This is a genomic window from Citrobacter sp. Ca225 (assembly GCF_030337175.1).
Taxonomy (GTDB): Bacteria; Pseudomonadota; Gammaproteobacteria; order Enterobacterales; family Enterobacteriaceae; genus Citrobacter_A; species Citrobacter_A amalonaticus.
In genome coordinates this window covers 15,890-39,423 of record NZ_JAOWCD010000068.1, presented here as the reverse complement: position 1 = coordinate 39,423, position 23,534 = coordinate 15,890, and the positions used below count along the sequence as shown (strand labels likewise).

Below are 23,534 nucleotides of genomic sequence, written 5' to 3'. Positions count from 1 at the left end.
TTCCGTCCTGGGTATAACCTAAATTGATATGGCCCGTCGAGGTATTAACGAATGTAGTTCCGTTGAACGTTCTGGCAACATAAACATTACCGGACTGGAGCTTGTCGATTGAATTCGCCCAGTAACCAGTATTAATGATTCCCTCGTTTTCAGCGGAGGCACCGTTTGTTGTCGTTATTCCTGATACATAAGAGTTCTGGGCTTTATTCGTATAGTTATAACGTGGAGATACAGTGTATATCCCTTGCGCACTATTTTTAAACTGACTATTAGTGCCATCAACCTGGATACTAACATTTTGATATTCACCAGTTAAGACATTACCACCCAGACTCAAGAAACCATTGTTAATAAAGGATGAACCACTATTGACTTGGGCGATTTTACTGGTGCTCATCGCCGTGCCGTTATTGATAAATGTGGCGTTATGATCCAGTTGAATAAGTTTAAACGCAGGAGTGCTACTAACACTCACATCGATCGAGCCTCCTTCAGCAATAGTAATTAGAGCATTCTGACCATCTGCACGGAAGAACGCTGTATCAGGGTTTCCATAAACAGAAACATCAAATCCATCCGGAGACTGGGAGACCTGGTAAGACTGCGTGGTGGATATGTATGCTTTTTGCAGTTCACTCTGATAACTGGCGTAGGCTAATTCTCCTGATGACAATTTACTGACAAGCCAGTCATTCCATACTTTAAAGTCCGACAGGGAACTGACAGTATGTGATGTACCATCAAACGCGGTAAAAGTACCTGAATAACTGTCGCTCTGAATGTCTACTATGCTCGGTGTCGAATACCCAGATAAATCATCTACAAATCTGGCCTGGATTTTCTGTTGTGAAACCCAGTTAGCAGTAGATTTATTTGCTGTAGTACCGTCAACAAATACGAGGGAACTGTCCCTTACTTCGCCAATGTTATACTCATTCTGATTCAATGCAATATTTGCAACGCCATTGGTGACCGTTGCCAGTCGGGTATCAATATAGGGGGTTGCATTCGGCAAAACAAACCTCATACCTGGACTAAAGGTATAGGCATCCCGTTCGTTAAATGCCTCAGAACTGTAAACCATGACAGTTTTGTTACTTGCGGTAATAGGATCATACACTGTCACTGCGGTGGTCAAACCGGGATAAATAAGTTTGTTTCCGACATAAGGTAATGACGTTACCGCAGAACCGCCGAGCGTTACGTTATAACCAGCGTCAATAATTTCTTGAAGGGTGGAAATTATCTGAAATGTGGCGCCTCCTGCTGTCCATGTGTTTACACCGGCAACAGACCACGTATTCCCGTCAGAAATGACAGCAGCCCCGTTCTGGTTATTATCTGTAGTTGGGGTCCATGCAGCACCAAGCTGACAATTAAAGGTGGCAACATCACAGGTGGCAGCAACAGCCCCCACTGACATTGCAGCCATCAGGCCAGCCGCTTTCACTGACTTACTGACTGCTCTTTTGATTCTGGCGCGTCCAAACTCAGAGGTGACAACCCACTGCATCAGCGTGCTGTTCCATATAACGCGATAAATTTTGTTCATAATGGACACCTCTTATACCGTGCCAATACTGACTACACAGGTGTCGGCTCTGTCACTGTACTGAGCCTTCCCTGTACCACTACGCATCATTGGCGCAGTCTTTTTATTTGTCCGGATGAGATTATTGCCTCTTCCAGAGTAATTCTCCGGTACTGAAATCAGCCCCCAAGAATTATTGATATTGCGAATTTTTAGTTGTTCCATGCTATATACTCGTTGGTGATTTTTTATGTTTTTTTTGTTGTTCAAGCGAATGCTTTCTTTTCCGTAAGAGCGATAAAAGACTTCCGGTGCCTCTCAATATCTGAAGCACGAAAAAAAATAATCTTAGAGAGGGTAGTTATATTTCCTATTACCTACATTAAGGTTTTATATAAGGGGTAATGAAATGACATTACTGCCCTTACAGGCACCTGAACGGTGCCTGGTCGGCAAATATAACTACTCATTACGTATTGCAGTCTGCTGACAAACTGCATTCTCGGAGAATGGTCTACATTTCTACGACCTCTGTAAAATAAAACAACAAGGGAACAAATAAGAAAGTATCATAAAGACATTTTCTTTTTCTGTTTATGATATCGACACACTATCAGTTGAAATGGTTTTATGGATCTGTCCTTTTGCTATTCCCCAATAGCAGTTTTGCACTGTGTTAAAAGAGAGTCAAGCAGCGCTAAAATGTTAAAAAAGTAATATTAACGCAGCTGGACAAACCAGTTATATAATTCCTGGTGGTCGTTTTAAATGAGGGGCGTCTTTTCTGGAAATATCACTCACTTGCTCTTTTGAGGTTGAGATATTTGCATCTGACAATAAGAATATTACAAACATTAGATGAGGCTGGAAGTAGTCACTCGAGAGCACAATTTGCTAAAAAGTAATGGGCGTGGTTTGTAATTTTAATTTAAGTGATTGTATATAATGATATTTTTCTAAGTTGTTGTTATGAATTAATAATCTCCATTTTTATATCATGTAAAAAACACAACGTTATGATTGTATTATTCTTTTTTTGTTTTTTCGTTAGATATGAAAATTTGTTAAAAAAACAGTGTTACGAGAGGGTGGCAGCCGTAATTCGTAATCTGACCGGGTAAATTTTATAAAATTCAGATTTTTCTTTCTGAACAATAACCTGATAAAGGGGGACGGTATCAGTAAATTAGCCTTATGCCATGCCCATTTTTTGTGTCTTAAGCGTTTCTCATTGTTTCGTGTCGCTGCAACCCAGAACATTTCCATCCCGTTAGATAAATGGATGGATCATCAAGTCAGAAACCTCGGACAAAAAAGCTGGTGCGGTTCACCGGATCCCGTTCTTTGCAGGCCAGCAGCACACGTCCGGATCCGCGCGAGAGGGAGATAATCCCTATTGCAACCAGAAAGGGTGAAGCCTAAGAACGGCCAAGGGATTCGATATCCTGCAACAGCGTGTCGATCGTGGCGCGCTCTGTGAAAGGTTCTGGCGCACCTTCAGGTGCTGTCAGCCCAACCCTGTTATGCCAGTACGTGGGCACTCCCACTTTTTGCGTCCCAAGCATGTCATAAGCAGAGCCTGCGACAAATATAGCCTCGGCAGGAACAAAGCCTGTATTACACAACGCCAGACGATACGGCTCAGGATGCGGCTTGTAAAAATCAGCCTGTTCGGAAGTCACGACGACATCGAAGGGAACGCCGATAAGATCCGCAGCAATGCGCCTGAGGCGCGCCGAACAGTTAGTGACCACACTTAATCCCATCAGCTCAGAATAGACCCTGTTAACCGATTACACTGACGTGATTTGCTCCACCAGCATTGAACGCATCATCACCGGACGTAATGTTGCGCTGAGCCTGACAGAAATCCTTATTCATCAGCTCAGTGATATTTTTGCACTCACCGACAGCATTGGCGGGGGCAACGCGAATGAATGACGACTGCGCACATTACCTTTAAGCGGTCAGAACTTGTTGAAAAACTGAATGACATTTTCACTAAGCATTATCCGGGGATACTGGTAGCACGATAGTTCATCGTTACCATAACCGGGCTCGAAATCACGGGTGTTTTTAGCGAAATACGATTGTGGGCTTCGGCGTTTTTCGAACTGCTAAAAATGCTGTAATAACAATGGTTATATGGCCTGTATTCGAATCCGGTAGGATCTCAGACCCACTCTTTCGGTAAACTCAACGTAAACCGGGTCACGTTTACATCCGAAGTCACCGACACTTTTCCGTGGTGTGCGGTCACAATCGATTTCACGATCGCCAGTCCGATACCGCTGCCTTCGCCTTTGCGCTGGCGGGATGGATCCACGCGATAAAAGCGATCAAACAACCGTGGTAAATGTTCGGCAGGGATAGGTGTTCCCGGGTTTTCAATGATGATGTGCACCTGTTCGTCCGCCTCTGTCAGCCGGACGGTAATGCTCTGGCCCAATGGCGTGTAGCGCATCGCGTTGGAGAGGAGATTGCTGATCGCCCGGCGCAGCATACCTGAATCGCCGGATACCAGGCATGGACGCCCTTCAAAATGCAACCCGACTTCCCGTTCTTCCGCCAGCGCCTCAAAAAAGTCGAATACTTTACTGACTTCATCCGCCAGATTGATCGTTTTTTTCTCCGGGATCAGCTGGTTGTTATCGGCCTGCGCCAGAAACAGCATGTCGCTGACCATTTTCGCCATATGGCTAAATTCTTCGAGGTTGGAATAGAGCACCTCTTCCAGCTCCTTCTGGCTACGGGGCTGGCTGAGGACAATTTCTGTTTGCGTCACCAGGTTGGTGATAGGGGTACGGATCTCATGGGCAATATCAGCTGAAAAATTGGACTGGCGGGTAAAAACGTCTTCGATACGCTCGATCATGTGATTAAACGAGAGCACCAGCCGTTCCAGTTCAATAGGCACCGACCGGGGATCCAGTCGGACGTCGAGATCTTTCGAGGTGATGTTCTGAATCTGTCGGCTGACGCTACGGATCGGTTCGTGGCCTTTATACACGGCAAACAGCACGATAAAAATGATCAACATGCTGATGATCGAGGCGGTCATGATGAGCTTGTTTTTCAAATCGTTAATGTAATGCAGGTGAAAATCGATCGACAGCGCCAGATACAGGGTATAGGCCGGTTTTCCGTCGATCAGCGGTCCGACCGGCAGGCGGATCATGCGCCAGCTGGAATGGGTGCCGTGGCTTGCCATCTGCATCGACGGACCATTAATCAAATAGACGTTGCCGCCCGGAACGGTTTTATCCACCGTGGCGCGGGCAAGAAACTGGCGGATATCCGGCATATGAGGGGAATGAAAGAGCGCCTGCTGGTTGGCATCTTCCAGCGAAATAATGACGTTTGAGTAACCGGCTACCACGTTTTTCAGAATCTCCAGACGGCGGGATTCCGGCTCGTCGGAGGGGCTAAGGATACGTTCGAGGGTGGCGCTGATTTCGCTTAAGTCGTTGATGTCCTGTTCGGCAAAATGCACTTTTACCGACTGAATCATGATCCAGGCAAAGGCAAAAAAGGAGGCAATGGTCGCGAGGCTGATAAAAAAGGTCAGGCGCGTCGCCAGCGAAAAAGGGCGGGATAACCGCTTACTGACCATCTGGCACCTCAAGCACATATCCCACGCCACGCACGGTCTGAATCAGCTTAGGCTCAAAGTCGTTATCAATTTTGCCGCGCAGGCGCTTCACGGCCACGTCAATGGCGTTGGTATCGCTGTCAAAATTCATGTCCCACACCTGAGAGGCAATCAGCGAGCGGGGTAATACTTCTCCCTGGTGGCGCAGGAAAAACTCCAGCAGGGTAAATTCTTTGCTGGTGAGCGTGATGCGGGTACCGCTACGACTCACTTTGCGGCTCACCAGGTCAACGATCAGATCGGCCACCTGAAACTGGCTTTCGACGATTACCGCCGCCCCCCGGCGTAGCAGGGTTCTGACGCGCGCCAGCAGTTCGGCAAAGGCAAACGGCTTAACCAGATAATCATCCGCCCCTAATTCCAGCCCTTTTACCCGATGTTCAATCGTTCCCAACGCGGTAAGCAGCAGAATCGGCATGCCTTTATTCGCGGCACGTAGCATCCGGACGATATCCCAGCCGTTGACGTCGGGCAGCATGATATCAAGAACGAGCAGGTCGTAATCACCGGTCATCGCCAGGTGATAGCCGTTCAGACCGTTGTCAGCAAGATCGACAACAAAGCCCGCTTCCGTCAGTCCTTTGGTCAGGTATTCACCGGTTTTTTTCTCATCTTCGACGATCAAAATTTTCAACACATTCTCCTTCGCCACGCGACGGTCATGGGGCCTCTCAATTCTAGAGAAGCCAGATCGGATAGCAATCGCATTCTGGGAAAATGACAGCTTTGTCATTTTGCTGTCACGGGTTGAACAGAGAGCGCCAGGTAAAGTGGCTGATATCAACCCACATGTAAATCAGGCTTATGCGTAATTTTAAGCGTCTCACGCTCTCAATGGCGTTACTGCTGGCAGGATGTTCACTCGCCCCGGACTATCAGCGCCCGGCGCTTCCGGTACCGCAGCAGTTTTCTCTCAGTCAGAACCAACTGGTGACATCACCGACAGGCTATCAGGACAGCGGCTGGCGGCATTTTTTTGTCGATCCGCAGGTGAAAGTGCTGATTGACGAGGCGCTGCGTAACAATCGCGATTTACGTATGGCGACGCTGAAAGTACAGGAGGCGAGGGCGCAATATCGGGTGACTGATGCCGATCGCTATCCGCAGTTGAATGCGGAAAGCAGCGGAAACTGGAGCGGGAAACTGAAAGGCGACACCCGCAGTACGCGTGAATATGAGGCCGGGCTGAACCTGAGCGTTGATCTGGATTTCTTTGGTCGGCTGAAAAATATGAGCGAAGCCGATCGACAGACCTTTTTCGCCAGCGAAGAGGCGCGCCGGGCGGTGCATATCCTGTTGGTGTCCAACGTTGCACAGAGCTGGTTCAATCAGCGTCTGGCCTTCGCGCAGCTTCAGGTGGCACAAGAAACGCTGAGCAATTATGAGCGTGCATATGCGCTGGTGGAAAAACAACTGGTTACCGGCAGTACTAACGTGCTGGCGCTGGAACAGGCGCGTGGCGTGATTGAAAGTACCCGCAGTGATATTGCGAAACGTCAGGGGGAACTGGCGCAGGCGAATAACGCGTTGCAGCTGTTACTGGGGAGCTACGCTAAGCTGCCGGACGATGCGCGACAGAATGTCGGCGATATCAACGGCGTGACGTTACCGCCATCGCTGTCATCGCAAATCCTGTTGCAGCGTCCGGACATCATGGAAGCCGAACATGCGCTGATGGCGGCAAACGCCAATATCGGCGCGGCACGGGCGGCGTTTTTCCCCTCCATCACGCTGACCAGCGGGATCTCCGGCAGTAGCAGCGATCTCTCGAGTCTGTTTTCGACAGCAAGCGGGATGTGGAATTTCATTCCGAAAGTGGAGTTACCGATCTTCAATGCCGGACGTAATCAGGCCAACCTCGATCTGGCTGAGATCCGCCAGCAGCAGTCGGTGGTCAATTATGAGCAGAAGATCCAGAACGCGTTCAAAGAGGTTGCCGACGCGCTGGCGCTACGCCAGAGCCTTACCGATCAGATTCGCGGTCAGCAGCGATACCTGACTTCGCTACAAATCACGCTTCAGCGTGCGAGAGCGCTCTATCGCAACGGAGCGGTGAGCTATATCAACGTGCTGGACGCTGAACGTTCGCTATTTGCGACGCAACAAACCCTGCTTGACCTTAATTACGCCCGACAGGTTAACGAAATTACGCTCTATACCGCGCTTGGCGGTGGTTGGCTGGAATAAACCGAAACACATCACAGGAGATTGACATGAACACAGTATGTAAAGCGGTGGTATTCGCCATTTTCTCTACGCTGGCAATTAACGCTCAGGCCAATGAACACCATCACGGCGATATGATGAGCGCCATGCCTGCCGCCGAACAAAGCCCGGCGATCAGCGCCACTGGCGTAGTAAAAAGCGTTGATACGCAAAGCAAAAAAGTCACCATTGAACATGGGCCGATCCCCGCGCTGAACTGGCCGGCAATGACCATGCGTTTTACCATCACACCGCAAACGCAGCTCAACGATATTAAACCCGGTGACAACGTGGCGTTTACATTTATCCAGCAGGGCAATCTCTCTTTATTGCAGGATATTAAAAGCCAGTAATTCTCTCTTATTTTAACGTTGAGCATGACCTCATGAAAAATATCGCGCTGATTATCGGCAGCATGATGGCGGGCGGCATTATCGCCGTGGGCGGCTACGCGTATTTCGCCGCGGCGCACCCGTCGGCGAATACACCGCCAGTCACGGAAAAAGAAGCCCGCAAGGTGCTGTTCTGGTACGACCCGATGTACCCGAATACCCGCTTCGATAAACCCGGCAAATCGCCCTTTATGGATATGGATCTGGTGCCGAAATATGCCGATGAAGAGTCTGCCAGCGCTACTGCGCCGGGCGTCCGTATCGATCCGACGCAAACGCAAAACCTCGGTGTGAAAACTGAGGCTGTGCGTCGCGGACCCCTCGCTTTTGCCCAGATGTTCCCGGCCAATGTCAGCTATAACGAGTATCAGTTTGTCATTATGCAGGCGCGTGCCGCCGGATTTGTCGAGAAAGTCTGGCCGCTCACCGTGGGTGATAAGGTGAAAAAAGGCGCACCGCTGCTTGAACTCACGATCCCTGACTGGGTGGAAGCGCAGAGTGAATATCTGCTGCTGAAAGAAACTGGCGGCACGGCAACCCAGGTTGAGGGGATTCTGGAGCGGCTGCGCCTGGCCGGAATGCCGGAAACGGATATTCGACGTTTGACCGCAACGCGCAAAATTCAGACCCGCTTTATCCTTACTGCACCCATTGACGGAGTAATTACCGCCTTTGATTTACGTGCTGGCATGAACATCGCCAAAGATAACGTGGTCGCGAAAATTCAGGGGATGGATCCAGTGTGGGTAACCGCTGCGGTGCCTGAATCCATCGCGTGGCTGATTAAAGATGCGTCGCCGTTTTCGCTGACCGTTCCGGCGCGTCCGGACAAGTCCTTCACCGTTCGCAAGTGGACGCTGTTGCCCAGCGCCGACGCCACCACCCGAACGCTGCAACTGCGCCTGGAAGTTGATAACCCCGACGAAGCGCTGAAACCGGGGATGAACGCTTATCTTAATCTGAAAACAGAAAGTGAGCCGATGTTGCTGATCCCGTCTAAAGCGCTGATCGATACCGGCAGCGAGCAGCGGGTGATCACGGTGGACGGTGAAGGGCGTTTTGTCCCTAAACCCGTCTCTGTCTTCCAGGCCTCGCAGGGGGTAACGGCGATCCGTTCCGGGCTGTCTGAAGGCGAGAAGGTGGTTGCCAGCGGCCTGTTCCTGATTGATTCAGAAGCCAACATCTCGGGGGCGTTAGACCGGATGCGCACGCAGCAACCGTCGGCGATGCCCGATCCTGCGGCCCATGCGCACTGAGGAGAACGCAGATGATTGAATGGATTATTCGCCGCTCGGTTGCCAACCGTTTTCTGGTGATCATTGGCGCGCTCTTTCTCAGCGTCTGGGGGACCTGGACCATCGTTAACACGCCGGTGGATGCGCTGCCCGACCTGTCCGACGTGCAGGTGATCGTCAAAACCAGCTACCCGGGGCAGGCGCCGCAGATTGTCGAGAATCAGGTGACCTATCCGCTGACCACCACCATGCTGTCCGTACCCGGCGCAAAGACTGTGCGCGGTTTCTCGCAGTTTGGCGACTCGTATGTCTATGTCATTTTTGAAGATGGCACCGATCCGTACTGGGCGCGTTCTCGCGTGCTGGAATATCTCAACCAGGTACAGGGTAAGCTCCCGGCGGGCGTCAGCGCGGAAATGGGGCCAGACGCCACCGGCGTGGGCTGGATCTTCGAGTATGCGTTAGTCGATCGCAGCGGTAAGCACGACCTGGCGGAACTGCGTTCGTTGCAGGACTGGTTTCTGAAATATGAGTTAAAAACTATCCCGAATGTGTCGGAAGTGGCCTCCGTGGGCGGCGTGGTGAAAGAGTATCAGGTGGTGATCGACCCAATGAAACTCGCTCAGTACGGCATCAACCTGTCGGAGGTGAAAGGTGCGCTGGATGCCTCAAACCAGGAGGCGGGCGGCTCATCGGTGGAACTGTCGGAAGCAGAATACATGGTCCGCGCCAGCGGGTATCTGCAAACGCTGGATGACTTCAATCATATCGTTCTGAAGTCAGGGGAAAACGGGGTACCCGTGTACCTGCGGGATGTGGCGAGAGTGCAGACAGGCCCGGAAATGCGCCGGGGGATTGCCGAACTCAACGGCGAGGGAGAAGTGGCCGGCGGGGTGGTTATCTTGCGCTCCGGTAAAAACGCGCGTGAGGTTATCTCGGCGGTTAAAAATAAACTCGAGACGCTGAAAAGTAGTCTGCCGGAAGGCGTGGAAGTGGTGACCACCTACGATCGCAGTCAGTTGATTGACCGCGCCATCGATAACCTCAGCTATAAGCTACTGGAAGAGTTTATCGTCGTGGCGCTGGTCTGCGCACTGTTTCTCTGGCACGTGCGTTCCGCACTGGTGGCGATCATCTCGCTGCCGCTGGGATTGTGTATCGCCTTTATCGTGATGCATTTTCAGGGGCTGAACGCCAACATTATGTCGCTTGGCGGGATCGCTATCGCCGTGGGGGCGATGGTGGATGCCGCCATTGTGATGATCGAAAATGCGCATAAACGGCTGGAAGAGTGGGAACACCAGCATCCTGGCGAAGTGCCGGATAACGAAACGCGCTGGATGGTGATCACCAACGCCTCTGTAGAGGTTGGTCCGGCGCTGTTCATCAGTTTGCTGATCATCACGCTCTCTTTTATTCCCATCTTTACTCTGGAAGGGCAGGAAGGACGCCTGTTCGGGCCGCTGGCGTTCACCAAAACGTATGCGATGGCGGGGGCGGCGTTTCTGGCGATCGTGGTGATCCCGATCCTGATGGGGTTGTGGATCCGCGGGAAAATTCCGGCGGAAAGCAGCAACCCGCTTAACCGCTTTTTGATCCGTATTTACCATCCGCTACTGCTGAAAGTATTGCACTGGCCGAAAGTCACGCTGCTGGTGGCGGGGCTCTCGATCCTGACGGTGGCCTGGCCGCTGAGTAAAGTGGGGGGCGAGTTCTTACCGCAGATTAACGAAGGCGATCTGTTGTACATGCCGTCCACGCTGCCGGGGATTTCGGCGGCAGAAGCGGCAAGCATGTTACAGAAAACCGATAAGCTGATCATGACCGTACCGGAAGTCGCCAGGGTCTTTGGCAAAACCGGGAAAGCGGAAACCGCCACGGATTCGGCACCGCTGGAGATGGTGGAAACCACGATTCAGCTCAAACCGCAGGATCAGTGGCGTCCGGGAATGACGATGGAAAAAATCATCGAGGAACTGGACAACACCGTTCGTCTGCCAGGGCTGGCAAACCTGTGGGTGCCGCCGATTCGTAACCGTATTGATATGCTCTCTACCGGGATTAAGAGTCCGATTGGGATTAAAGTCTCTGGTAACGTACTGGCCGATATCGACGCGATGGCCGAGCAGATTGAAGAGGTTGCCCGCACCGTCCCTGGCGTAACATCAGCGCTCGCTGAGCGTCTGCAAGGTGGTCGCTATCTCAACATCGATATCAACCGTGAGAAAGCAGCCCGCTACGGCATGACGGTGGGGGACGTACAGTTGTTTATTACCTCTGCCGTCGGTGGGGCGATGGTTGGGGAGACCGTTGAGGGGATTGCCCGTTATCCGATCAATCTGCGTTATCCGCAGAGCTTCCGGGACAGCCCGCAGGCGCTGCGCCAGTTACCAATCCTGACGCCGATGAAGCAACAAATTACGCTGGGGGATGTCGCCACAATCAACATCACGCCGGGGCCCTCGATGCTAAAAACGGAGAACGCACGGCCCACCAGTTGGATCTACATTGATGCGCGCGACAGGGATATGGTCTCTGTGGTTAACGATCTGAAACAGGCGATTGCCGATAACGTTCAGTTGAAGCCCGGTACCAGCGTCGCGTTTTCTGGTCAGTTTGAATTGCTGGAGCGGGCGAACCATAAGCTGAAGCTGATGGTGCCCATGACGCTGATGATCATCTTCATCCTGTTGTATCTGGCGTTCCGCCGGGTCGGAGAAGCGCTGCTGATCATCACCAGCGTGCCGTTTGCGCTGGTGGGCGGGATTTGGTTCCTGTACTGGATGGGATTTCATCTGTCGGTGGCGACGGGAACCGGGTTTATCGCTCTGGCGGGGGTCGCTGCGGAATTTGGCGTGGTCATGCTGATGTACCTGCGCCATGCCATTGAGGCCGATCCTTCACTGGACAACCCGCAGACGTTCAGCGCAGAGAAACTGGATGACGCGTTGTATCACGGGGCGGTGCTACGGGTACGACCCAAAGCGATGACCGTAGCGGTGATCATTGCCGGTCTTCTGCCGATTTTGTGGGGGACAGGAGCCGGTTCGGAAGTGATGAGCCGGATTGCTGCGCCCATGATCGGCGGTATGATTACGGCGCCGCTACTGTCACTGTTTATTATCCCTGCGGCTTATAAGTTGATGTGGATACATCGTCACCGTAAAATATCCCGTTAACATCTTCATCATCCGGCCTGCTGAAATGAAGCGGGCCGGAAAAATCATTTTAACGGTGATTTTTCATTCTTTCTGACATATTCTGCAATACTGTAAAATGCTTTTTCTGATGATAAGCGTTATCCCTTTCTGAATCTCCCGTTATTGCTATTCGTTCCCTCTGATATTTAATTTTGCCGTTACCTCTCAGCGGGTTGTGCATAAAAAGCACAACCCGCATCCTTGTGTTGCAAATAGTGTAAACATCAGTTTTATATTTCAGAATCGTGCAGTTAATCGCATTTTATTCATTTTTGTTATCAAGTTTTCGTTAAGTTCATTCTCTTTTACGCATAATGCGGGCCACTTTTACACTTCACTGAATGTTTTTACATATCAATTAATCAGTAAAAATAGTCAAAAACTTAATATCATGCGAAATATCTGAAAGGTAATCCCTTATGGTAATCAAAAAACTATCTGCGGGAGCCAGTTTTAGCCTTTTATCATTAAACACGAATGAGAAGTATCTGAAATATAAAATAAGGATTTTACTATGGGATTTGGGATGGCAAAGGACAATAAATTTGAGATCGTGGCCATTATTCGCGAAGAGCTTCTCAGAAAAACGAAGGTGGAACTGAAATTTAAAGACGCCAGCGTGGTCACTCAATTAGTAAAGGTTGACTTCGACTACTTCGTGATTACCAACAACAGCGGCATCCCACTCTCTTCAATCCAGTCTTTTATCTTGCACAGCGACAGCGGCATTATCCGGTTCAATGCCCGGTTCAGTCAGTCGCTGACCGATAAACTGGAGTGCGGACTGGCGTATCGCATACCTGAAGTGATCTTATTGGTTCAGCGCCGCCAGCATCAGCGTTTCTCCTTTTTAAAGGGGTATCATTTCTACTGTTCTGGACGCTATAAAAATGGTGAGAATTACTTGCTGCAGATTAAGAATATCTCTCGCGGCGGTTGCGCGCTGATCTCACAGAAAATAAACACCCGCTTTCTTTATAAAAATGCGCTGATTAAAGGGGCATCTCTGGATTTTGAACAGTTTGGTCGTTTGCATTGCGATCTCCGGGTCGTCAACGTTGTTGCTATCAACGAATTTGATGAAAACAATCAGCTTTATTCCTGTCAGCAGATCTCCTGCAAGTTCGAATTCAAACATCCACGCGACGCGTTGGATGTCGAAAAGGTCATTATTCATTTTTTGATGAGTAATAAATTAAAAAGTTTATAAAGGAAGGTGAACTTTATGTTGATGTGTGGAAATGAAGATTTTGTCGGTAGCAGTGTCTCAACGTATTTAAAAAGTAAAAATGCTGAGGTGACGGATGTCCCCTGGCAGGTGATGGTAGATTACTCTGCACGCTATCGCCATCGGATGATGATTTTTAATATCATCAGCCACGAACAGTCCTACGCTGATTTTGTCAGCTATTTAAATAAGAATCGCTTTAAAGTTTACGATAATGCCGTGGTGGTGATTGCCGATGACCGTCTGGCGAAATTGTGCATTGAGTTACTGTATGTCGAAAAAGTGATTGTGCTGACCGATAAATCACCGCTGCGTGATTTTGGCCGACTGACGACCCTGACGGGGGAGTGCTGGAATCCCCGCTTATTCCGTTCACAAAAACGGCTGAGCGATCGTGAACAGCAAATCCTCAGTTTGCTGGTGAGTGGATATTCACCAAATGAAATCTCGGATCTGATCAGTGTGAGCTATAAAACGATACAGACGCATAAAATGCGAATCATCACGAAGCTGGGTCTGGCCCATTCGACTGAACTGAATAAACTGATCGTCAGATTCAACCATCCGTTCTCTTTTTTATCCTGAGTTTGTCATCAGCCTGATGGCGCTTCGCTTATCAGGCCTACAGCTATCCTGAACAACGTAGGCCAGGTGAGGCATTGCCTTCACCCGGCCTGATTCCCTCAGCGGTTGTCAGAACGACTTTTTAAAGCCAATGGAGGCATTGACTGGCGCTTCCACCTGCGATTTATGCCCGCCGTTGTTGAACTGCGTTCCCAGTTCGCCGTACACCTGCAGATCGCGGTCGATGCTCCAGCTCAGACCTGCGGCCACTTCGGTGCTGGAGTACTGCTGCGAAGATTCCAGCGTTGTGGTGGCAACCGCATTGCTGAAGTGGGTTTTGTCTTTTGACCCCAGTCCCTGCCACAGGTTGACGCGTCCATATGGCTGAATCTTACCGTGACGGGTGTCATAGTCAGCTTTCAGTCGCAGCCCGACACGGGCGGTAAAGGCATCGGCAGTATCGAGTCTGACCTTCGTCTTCGTCGCGCCGCCCAGCGTGCTGTCATCAAAATCGCTGTACTGATAGATCAGCTGTGCCTGGGGTTCCAGACTCCATGCGCTTGCTCCTAAGCGGAACGCTTTGCCGATCTCCGTCGAGGCGGTCAGCGTATGGCCTTTCACGGTATGGGAACCTTTGTTTCCGGATGCCGACAGGCGAGCGTCATGGTTACCGTATTGCAGGACGTTATCCACATACATGCCATCGGTGGAGAACCAGGTAGCATAACCGCCCAGGTAAAACGCGTTGTCATCGATGTTACCGCCTTTACCCGCGCTACCCGCATGGCTGCCTTTGACGCTGCTGTCGATATCCAGAATGCTGGTGTAGACACCGGCTTTCCAGCTGGTATCCGCGTAAAGGTCAACCCCTGCCTGAATCCCCATCGTGTGGCTGGTGGTCTGCGTGCCGGTGATGTCGTCCAGTTTGGTTTTAGCGGAGTAGCCAATCATTCTCGCCCATGCACGGTGGTCTTCATCGAGACCCGGTCGTACGTCGTCCCCCATTCGCTGGTGCATATTGCCTAACAGGCTCAGGTCGCCCTGACGCACTACGCTGGCGAGACCGGAGTAGAGCATGGTTTCCGGGCGGTATTCACTGCGCAGGTACCAGTTTTCGCCCAGGCCTTTCGCGTTGCCGGCATACAACTGGTATTCAAACGCCCCGGCAGACATCCGGTTATTCGCCAGATAGAAGCCGTCACGCGTGGATTGTGCCGTGGTGGTGGCGCCGTTTTTCGCCGTCACCACTTCGATCCCGTCTCCCACCGTCGGCGCACCCAGCCCTGAACCGTCTACTTTCAGCAGCGTGCTGCCGCTGACCTTACCGCCATCGATCACCAGCCGGTCCGCAATGCCCTGACCGCCGCTGTTCTGCGCTGCGGCTAATTCAAGCGTCCCGTTTTTGCCGCTGTAATCGCCTTTCACCGTCAACGCGGAACCGATCGCCGCCCCCGTCAGCGACACATTGCCGCCGTTGGTTAATCCGGCGACCGTCTGGTCGTAGCCTTGCGTTTTCAGCGTGGTTTCGCTCGCCACAATGTGATGGGACGCTGCGCTCAACGTATTGGCGCCACCGGCCTGCAGAACCCCGTTGGCGACAAGCGTTGCGCCTTTGTAGCTGTTCGCGCCTTCCAGCGTGGTGATGCCGCTACCGGTGTGGTGGAGCTGTCCTTCGCCGCTGATATTGCCGCTCAGGGTGTAGCTGTTGCAGCGTTTCACATCCAGTATGCCGTCAGCGATGATATCGCCCTGTACGCTGCCGATCTCACCGCCATTACCCAACTGCAACGTGCCCTGCACGACGTGGGTGCCGCCAGTGTAGGAGGTGTCGAGCGTGAGCATGAGCGTACCCTGACCGGTTTTCGTTAACTGGCCGCTGCCTTCAACGTCGGTCAATAGTTCGACGTTGAAGCCGTTGGTGTCGAAGGTCCCGCCGCCGGATTCCAGCGTCACCTGGCGGGCGGTATTAAACGCATCGCCATACTTCAGCGTGCCGCCGTTAAAGGTGATCCCGGTATTGGCTGCGCCGAGGTTTTTATCGCCGGAAACCTGTAGTGTCCCTGCCGTAATCGTTGTACCGCCGCTGTAGCTGTTCTCGCCGGTCAGGATCAGCGTGCCGAGGTCGCTCTTATTGACGCCACCGGCGCCGCGGATCTCACTGTCGATGGTGGCGATATACCCTGCGCCATCGATGGTGCCGTCGCCGACGCGAATCAGCGTATTGGCAGTGTTGGTGGTGATGGCATCGCCCACTACGCGGTAGCCATCGGTGGCAAACTGCGCGCCGCTGATGATCACATCGCCCAGACTGTTATCCACGGTGACATTGCCTGCCACCCCCTGGAAAACGGCGAACGCGGCATCGGTGAACGGGGCGTTCAGCGCGCCTTCTGGCGTGGATTCATCGGTGGTCCAGTTATCGTTGCCGTGGCTGGATTGCCAGATACCATCGCCGCCGTTGATCACGCCGTTGTTTTTCAGTTCGCCATTTTCACCGCCGGTGCCGTCCCAGAAGCGCAGGGTCAGACCGCCGTGGTTCACCAGATTGACCTGATTGTTAACCGATGTCTGAACGTACAGACTGTCTGCCGCCGCTGGGGCGTTGGCAATGTCCATCACGTTGTTGGTCAGCGTGCCGGAGTAGTTAATGACGCGATAGACGCCAACATCAAAGCTGCCGCCGGGTGAGGTTTCAATGTTGAGCTTGCCGTCGAGTACCAGATCGCCGTTGACGTTAATCAGGTCGTTGAAGGCACCGCCCGGGGTATATGCCTGGCCAAACTGATAATCCAGTTGCGACAGGTCATTCAGCGTCAGAGCGCCGGTGGTCAGTTTGCCGACGCTGTTCAGTGTGGAACCGGCGGTAATATGGCCGTTATCCGCAACATTTACCGCGCCGCCAATAATGCCGTTGCCGCCCAGCGTCGCGCCTGCCTTGACTGTTACGTCACCGGTCGCCGCCGCCTGATTGCCGTTGACCAGCAGTACGCCCTCATCGACCGATGTGGTGCCGGTCCAGGTGTTGTCGCCGGTTAAGGTCAGTATGCCGTCGCCGATTTTCACCAGATTACCGCTGTCACCGCTGATGATGCCGCTGATGGTGTCGTTGAGACCCAGATTACCGAGGGAGAGGGTTTTATCGCCCAGCTCAACGTTACCCGCGCCGGACAGCGAACCGACGGATGTCGCTCTGTCGACATGGCTGATATCCACTCTACCGGTGGAGAGGTTTTTCACCGTGGTCATTTCCGCCAGTGCGCGATCGGCAAAGGACATCAGCCCGCTGTTGGTGACCGTTGCGCTGCCGCCGCTGGCATCCTCTTCCAGCGCCAGTGTGCTCGTTTCTGAAACGTTAATCGTGGATTGTCCGGCTGTTGCATTGCCTGCAATCAGCGCCTTTGCGGTGCCGTTCAGATTCAGCGTCGCGTCGGCGGCAGTGACCGTGTCTTTTAGCGTTAACAGGCTGTCGGTAATCTCCATCGTCAGGGATTGCAGACTGGTTGCCGCGCCGCTGACGTTCAGCGCCGCGCCTTTCGTTACGCTCACCGTGCTGCTGGCATTGCTACCAAATGTTCCCGTCTGGCTGGCATTGACCGTAACGTTGTGAGCTTGTCCGGTACCTTCAATCAGCGTCGTACCCTGATAGCGGTTTGCCCGATCGAGCGACAGCGTGCTGGCCGCATCATGGGTACTGCTGGTGACTTTCAGGTTACCCGCGCCCGTGATATCGCCGACAGGGGAGAAGTGGTGCGAATTCAGATCGAACACCGCATCCGCGCCAGACGTCCCCAGGGTGAGGGTGCGCTGAGTGGTGAAATCCGCGCCCAGCTGGAACGTTGAGCCGTTGTTGATAGTGACGCCGGTTCCGGACTGGCCCAGGTTGTTATCCGCCGAGATTTGCAGCGTACCGCCGTCTATGCGCGTGCCGCCATGATAGGTATTATCACCGCTCAGGATCAGACGCCCCTGGTCAGTCTTGACCAGCGTCAGGCTATCCGTACTGTCGCCTTCGCGGATCGTCGATTCGATCGTTGCGGTGAAGTTTTCGCCTGCGCCACCAGCACCGACGCGGAGCATCAGCTCATTGCTGCCTGCGGTGGTCTCCCATGCGTTCAGCGCATCGCCTTTGATGACATAGCCGTCCGCGTCAAACTGCGCGCCGGAAAACTGAACGTTGCCCGCGCTCTGATCGACCTCGACCGTACCGGCGTTGCCGGTAAAGACCGCAAAGGCTTTTTGCGCCCACGGCGCGTTGCCGATACCGTCCTGCTGCGTCCAGTTGTTATCGCCCAGGCTGCCGATAGCCATCCATTTGCCATCGCCACCATCGATTTTACCGTTGCCTTCAATCCCGGTTTTACCGTGGTTTTCACCCGTCTGCGCGCCGTCCCAGAACTGCAGCGTGACGCCGTTGGCGTTAACCAGGTTGACCTGCTTATCCAGCACCGTCTGGACGAAAATATTGCGCTTATCCTGACCCGCCGGAACGTCGCCTAATTCCAGCGTCTGGTTGTCGAGGGTGCCGCCGTAGTTATAGAGACGATAGACGCCTGGGCCAAACGTGCCGCCTGTGCTTTGGCTGACGTTCAGCGTGCCATCGAGCAGTAGATTGCCGGTGACATCGACCAGATCGTTTTGTGCGCCACCGGGCACGAAGGCTTCTCCCAGTTCAAACGCGGAGGTGGTTTTGCTGCCCAGTTGCAGACTCCCGTTGATCTTCAGCGTCCCCGCGCCGCCGTCGCCTGCGCTAAGGGTGGTGGCGTCATTCATCACAACGTCACCGCCGAGGGTGCCGGTGCCGCCCAGGGTTGCAATGCCGTTCACGGTTGTCATGCCCGTCGCGGCAGACTGATCGCCATTGACCAGCAGTGTGCCGTTGTCGACGGTAGTCACTCCTTTATAACTGTTGGCGCCGGTTAAACGGGTAATACCTTTACCGATTTGCTCCAGCGCGCCGATACCGGAAATCACCCCGTTAAGCAGGACGTTATTGCTGCGATTCACGGTCAGAATACCGTCATCAATGATCTGCGAAACCGGGTTGATACCGCCCGTTGTACCGCCCTGACCAAGATGTAAAATCCCGCCCTGTTTGATCGTCGTAGAACCGCTGTAGCTATTGTCGGTAGTGAACACCGTCGTGCCACCCGTTGCGCGGACAAAGTTGCCGCTACCGCTGATGGTGCCCTGATAAATCTGACTGTCAGCGTCATTGCCCTGCGTATCAAAGATGATGTTGCTGGCTATACCGTTGGTGGTAATGCTGTAATTGCCAATAGTCGCGCTGGTATTACTGGCATCGCGATGGTCACCTGTGCGCAGCGTCGCGCCGTTGTTAACAGCCAGGGTGCCGTCAGCCAGCGTCAGGCTATCCACAATGCGCATATCCGCCTGTGCGCCCGTCAGCGTTAAGGTATTCCAGCCACTGCCGATGTGGGTTCCCAGACTGAGGTCATCCGCCAGCAGCGTACCGATATTACCCCGGGTATTGGTGAAGGTGAGGGCATTACCCGTACCGGCGAGCGTGGTGATGTGACGCGTGTTCGCCAGCGATACGTTGCCGATGTTGGCCTTGTTGTTGGTTGTCCCGGCGAAGTTCACCTCCCCGGCGAACGTTCCGCTGTTCCAGATAAAACGATCGCTACCGGCGCCAGTATTGATGACGCCCCGCATATTGCCGCCGCTGATGTTGATAGTGTCATTGCCTTTACCAGACTGAATCGCGACATCCTTGTCGGTAGCGGCGAGGATCGTCCCGGTATTGGTGATGGTTTTGCTACTGTCGCCACTAGCATCCACCACCGGACCGTTCACGCTATTGGAGGTGACTTTGCCACTGTTGGTGATGACGGAAACGTCTTTTGCCAGGATCGCTGAGCCGCCCGTCGCGTCCTGAATGGTAATATCGGCGCGGGTGGTCAGTCTGCCGTTAGTGCGGGCATCAATCCCGTTCCCCGTGGCGTTTCCGGTATTGTTGTGTACCAGCACGGTGTAACCCGTGCCGATAACCAAATCGCCGGTCGCGTTGTCGCCGTTCTCTTTCATGAAGGCAAAACCTGAACCCGCACCGGTGACGTTGAGTAGATTATTGGCGCCGTTTTTCACATTCAGCGCCACGCTGGTGCGGATCCCCGGACCGTCGTTGGCGTTAATCATGACGTTGTTCAGCGTGATATCCGAACTTTCGGCATGGTTTTGAATCCCTGCGCCGCTACCTAATGCGCTAATAGTGACGCCTTTGGCGGTCAGCGACCCCGCACCGGCGGCAAGGCGAATTCCATCCGCCGTGCCGTTGGTCGTAATGGTATCGGCTACTCCACCGGTTCCCGTCGTGATATTCAGCGTTGCGCCATTGGTCAGGAGCACGCCTGCGGTACCGTCATCGACCACAATGGCGCCCAGCTTTTTGATCTGCGCATCTTTGCCAGAGGCGCGAACGCCAATCCCATTGCTGACATGCAATGCCTGGGATGCGTTGTTGGTTAACCGTCCTCCTTCCTGCACGTCGACACCGATACTGTCTTTACTGGCGAGATCGATAACCGCGTCCTGTTGCAGAACAATGTTGCCAAGATTCTTCGCCACATAGGCGATGACGTTCAGCCCGGTATCCAGGGATTTAATAATGGCGCTGGAGTTAAGAATGGTTTCAACAGGGGCGTTCTGTTTATTACCGTTCAACTGGTGCGCCTGACCATCGACAATCCCGGCGGTGGTATTTGATCCGGTCAGTTCAATAAGAGTCTTATCGCTGATGGTGCCTTCTGCACCCCCTTCGAGCAGCAGCGCCGCCGCGCCGTCGCCGCTTACCGTAAATGTCGCTTCACCCGTATCCACGGTGCTGCCTTTACCGGTCGCAAAGACGCCAATCGATTTTTCGCCCGTTAAGGTCATCTCGAGTTTAGATGGCTGGAGCGTCAGCGGGTCGAACGTATTGCCGGCAAAGTTTGCGCCATTAGCAATGCGGAACAACGTGGTGCGCGCCTGACCGTTATCGTTCATCACGGCTTCGCCGATATTGGCGGTCGCACCTTTGCCGTACAGATAGTAGCCAATTTGATCGCTATTTTTGAATAGCGGACTGCTGGTACTGTTAACGTTAGCCACCGCATTATCGCGGACATGAACGCCAATATTGCCGACTTCTTTGAGTGTGATCGAAGAAGACACGTCAACGGTGGCCTGAGCAGTGTTACTCCCTTCTGCCCAGATTGCATAGTTACGGTTCGACGTGCCACCGTCGCCCGCGACCGTGATTGCCCCTGTATTGCTGGATGTCACATGCGCGTTCTTCGAACTGGCGGTCAGATGGATCCCGATGTTGTTGTGGCCGTTGACGTTAATCTCACCGTCGTTACGGATCTGCTGGCCGTTTTCGCTGCCGCTGTCGCGCACGGAAATACCGAAGTTATGGCTGGTGCCGGACGACGAGTCGCCATTGAGGGTGATTTTACCGGTGTTGGTCACATTCCCGGTGGCGTTGCCAACCAGGATCCCCGCCGCGTTACGTACGCCTGTTCCAAGGGTGATTGTCCCGTCATTGGTGACATCGCCTGAACTGCGGGTCAGGATCCCGGCGCTGGGGCTGGCGCCACCTGCCATATCGACATCCTGTGTGAGATCGTTAGCGTTACGCCCAAGATAGATGGCGGCATCAAGGGTGTTTGTGAAGGTGGCCTCACCGGACACTTCAACGCCGTAAGCCGTTCCCTTACCAAATGAGTCGTCGTTACTGCGTCCGTCCACGACGTTAATCTCACCCCTGTTGATCCCGCTGGTTTGATCGGACAACTGCATACCGATAGCGAGCGTCAGAGAACTGTCCGGTTTATCCGTTGACCACGGATCGGCCGCCGCCGCCGTACCGTAGTTGTTGGTCGTGATGGCCTGGTTAATGGTCCCTTCGTTCACGACGGTGCTGTTTCCCAGCCCCTGCATACCGTAGGCACCGTAACTGTTGACCTTCCGATTCCCATCCTTATCGATAAACAAACCGGAGTTGATCGTGCCGTGGTTAATGGCGCTGGCATCACTGGCCAACATGCCAATCGCCAGCCCCTGTCCGGTAGACGTTCGCAGCACGTTCAGGGCGCCTTCATTGACGACAGAACCACCGCCATCGGCCTTCATTGCCCCATTGATACTGCCATCGACAGCCAGAGTCGCGCCCGCAACCAATGTACCGGTGGTACCTTGTCCGTTAGCATAGATGGCATGCAGTTCCCCAGTGGCCGCTGTGGTGTTATTGGTGTGCGCCTGTCCGTCAGTCCAGACATCGTAATCCCAGGTCAGCAGGTCGGCATTGGTGCTGGAGGTCAGCAGTTGGTTGATCAGGCTCGCGTAGTAGGTCTGTGCGTCAGAAACTTTACTGATAGCGCCAGAATCCAGCCATAGCTGGATCTGGCTGATATCTTGCCCGTCGGGTGTTTTGGCGCTCTCACTGCCGGCGCCAATCAGCCAGTTGTTGAAATTCGCCAGATCCGCCGTGTTTTTGATGGAAAAGGTGCGGTTACCCGTTTCAACGACATTCCCCTCTTCGTCGTAGCCGTAGGTCATTAAGGTAATGTCTTTGCCAAATACGGTGGTCTGTTTCGAACCCGCAAAGATTTTGCTCGGAACGACTGGCGCAGCACCAAACTGGATATAGTTATCGGATTGCCAGTTGACCTTGCTGTTCGGGTCTTGCGCTTTGAGCAGAGAAGAGTCTTTTGCCAGCAGACGGATAGCATTTTCTCTTACGTTCAGTGAATTATCGCCAATATTGAGATTGGCGGTTGCGCCATCTTTGGCAAGGGCAAAGCCAAACTGCTTATAGATTTGCGACACATTGGCATCAAACGTGTTGAGCACTGCATCGCCAATCTGCGAAACGCTAATAAAGTTTGCCAGGCTTGTGGTATCAAACACCTTCAGTGTGGAGGTTGTTTCGGGATCGGCCGGGTCAATCACCTGAAATTCCACGCTTTGCTGCGGCGTAGACGACTGTGTATGACTTAGGTATTCCGCCAGTTCTTCAATGGTGGTGACAGATTTTTGCTCGTGGGCGAGGTTGGTCGCGGTAATAATAATTTTGCCGCTTTCCAACAGATCCCGGATGGTAGACGATTCCACAATGCCGGTCTGTCCGTAGGCGATGTTGGGGATTGCGCCGGTGATATTCAGTTCGCTGGCGTTGTTTTTGTTTTCATATAAAAAACCGTAGTTGAATACGTTCTGATGGACACCGGCGGAGATGACATTCGGGTAATCCACGGTGATATCGCGTGTGCCATCGGTCACGATCGGTATGGCGGCGGCCGTGAAAGAAACGCCAGCAAATAAACCGGAAACAACACGCAGTCCTGTTTTACGCGAGCTGCTTTTTTTCTTCCCTTTTGATAATTCGGAGGCGACAACCCAAAGCCCGAGTGTCGCATTCCATATTATGTTGTAAACCTTATTCATAATAACCTCGTCTGCATTTCTGTTTTTAGTTGGTTGACACGTTGCGTTTGTGGTTAGGGGTGGCTCACGATGAGTTGGCCTGG

General features: G+C 52.9%; 10 protein-coding genes and 2 pseudogenes. 7 read left to right on the top strand and 5 right to left on the bottom strand.

Annotated elements, in window-relative coordinates; all coding sequences use genetic code 11:
* Positions 1-1,420: 1,420 nt before the first annotated feature.
* Together OGW13_RS25710 and OGW13_RS10150 are read right to left on the bottom strand one after the other, a co-directional pair.
* Positions 1,421-1,552, bottom strand: a pseudogene (locus OGW13_RS25710) (ESPR domain-containing protein); the annotation flags it as partial.
* A 1,397-nt stretch (positions 1,553-2,949) separates the two neighbouring features.
* Positions 2,950-3,297: an HAD family hydrolase gene (locus OGW13_RS10150; protein WP_261331041.1), complete on the bottom strand. Its 348-nt coding sequence runs from the start codon at positions 3,295-3,297 to the stop codon at positions 2,950-2,952.
* A 16-nt stretch (positions 3,298-3,313) separates the two neighbouring features.
* Between OGW13_RS10150 and OGW13_RS25855 the strand changes: the two are divergent.
* A pseudogene (locus OGW13_RS25855) lies at positions 3,314-3,469 on the top strand (DUF4942 domain-containing protein); the annotation flags it as partial.
* A 235-nt stretch (positions 3,470-3,704) separates the two neighbouring features.
* Here the strand turns inward: OGW13_RS25855 and OGW13_RS10145 are convergent.
* Together OGW13_RS10145 and cusR are read right to left on the bottom strand one after the other, a co-directional pair.
* A complete protein-coding gene (locus OGW13_RS10145) occupies positions 3,705-5,144 on the bottom strand; it encodes a Cu(+)/Ag(+) sensor histidine kinase (RefSeq protein WP_181628225.1) in 1,440 nt (479 codons plus the stop codon).
* Positions 5,134-5,817, bottom strand: a complete 684-nt coding sequence (cusR, locus tag OGW13_RS10140; protein WP_044256698.1) for a copper response regulator transcription factor CusR — start codon at positions 5,815-5,817, stop codon at positions 5,134-5,136. Before cusR ends, OGW13_RS10145 begins: the two co-directional genes overlap by 11 nt.
* 170 nt (positions 5,818-5,987) lie before the next feature.
* On the opposite strand from cusR, the gene OGW13_RS10135 reads away from it, so the two are divergent.
* The 6 genes from OGW13_RS10135 (at position 5,988) to OGW13_RS10110 (ending at position 14,028) form a co-directional block, all read left to right on the top strand.
* Positions 5,988-7,370: an efflux transporter outer membrane subunit gene (locus OGW13_RS10135; protein WP_222167843.1), complete on the top strand. Its 1,383-nt coding sequence runs from the start codon at positions 5,988-5,990 to the stop codon at positions 7,368-7,370.
* A gap of 26 nt (positions 7,371-7,396) precedes the next feature.
* On the top strand, positions 7,397-7,741 hold the full coding sequence (gene cusF, locus OGW13_RS10130) for a cation efflux system protein CusF (RefSeq protein ID WP_044256696.1): 345 nt from the start codon (positions 7,397-7,399) through the stop codon (positions 7,739-7,741).
* A gap of 32 nt (positions 7,742-7,773) precedes the next feature.
* Positions 7,774-9,036: an efflux RND transporter periplasmic adaptor subunit gene (locus tag OGW13_RS10125; RefSeq protein WP_287116042.1), complete on the top strand. Its 1,263-nt coding sequence runs from the start codon at positions 7,774-7,776 to the stop codon at positions 9,034-9,036.
* Between the two features lie 11 nt (positions 9,037-9,047).
* Complete coding sequence (locus OGW13_RS10120) at positions 9,048-12,194, top strand: CusA/CzcA family heavy metal efflux RND transporter (protein ID WP_287116041.1); 3,147 nt, start codon at positions 9,048-9,050, stop codon at positions 12,192-12,194.
* A 535-nt stretch (positions 12,195-12,729) separates the two neighbouring features.
* Positions 12,730-13,425, top strand: a complete 696-nt coding sequence (locus tag OGW13_RS10115; protein WP_287116040.1) for a flagellar brake protein — start codon at positions 12,730-12,732, stop codon at positions 13,423-13,425.
* 15 nt (positions 13,426-13,440) lie between these two features.
* A complete protein-coding gene (locus tag OGW13_RS10110; RefSeq protein WP_044269019.1) occupies positions 13,441-14,028 on the top strand; it encodes a helix-turn-helix transcriptional regulator in 588 nt (195 codons plus the stop codon).
* A gap of 108 nt (positions 14,029-14,136) precedes the next feature.
* On the opposite strand, the gene OGW13_RS10105 is transcribed toward OGW13_RS10110, so the two are convergent.
* Positions 14,137-23,451, bottom strand: coding sequence for an autotransporter outer membrane beta-barrel domain-containing protein (locus OGW13_RS10105; RefSeq protein ID WP_287116038.1), 9,315 nt, complete (start codon positions 23,449-23,451; stop codon positions 14,137-14,139).
* Positions 23,452-23,534 lie beyond the last annotated feature (83 nt).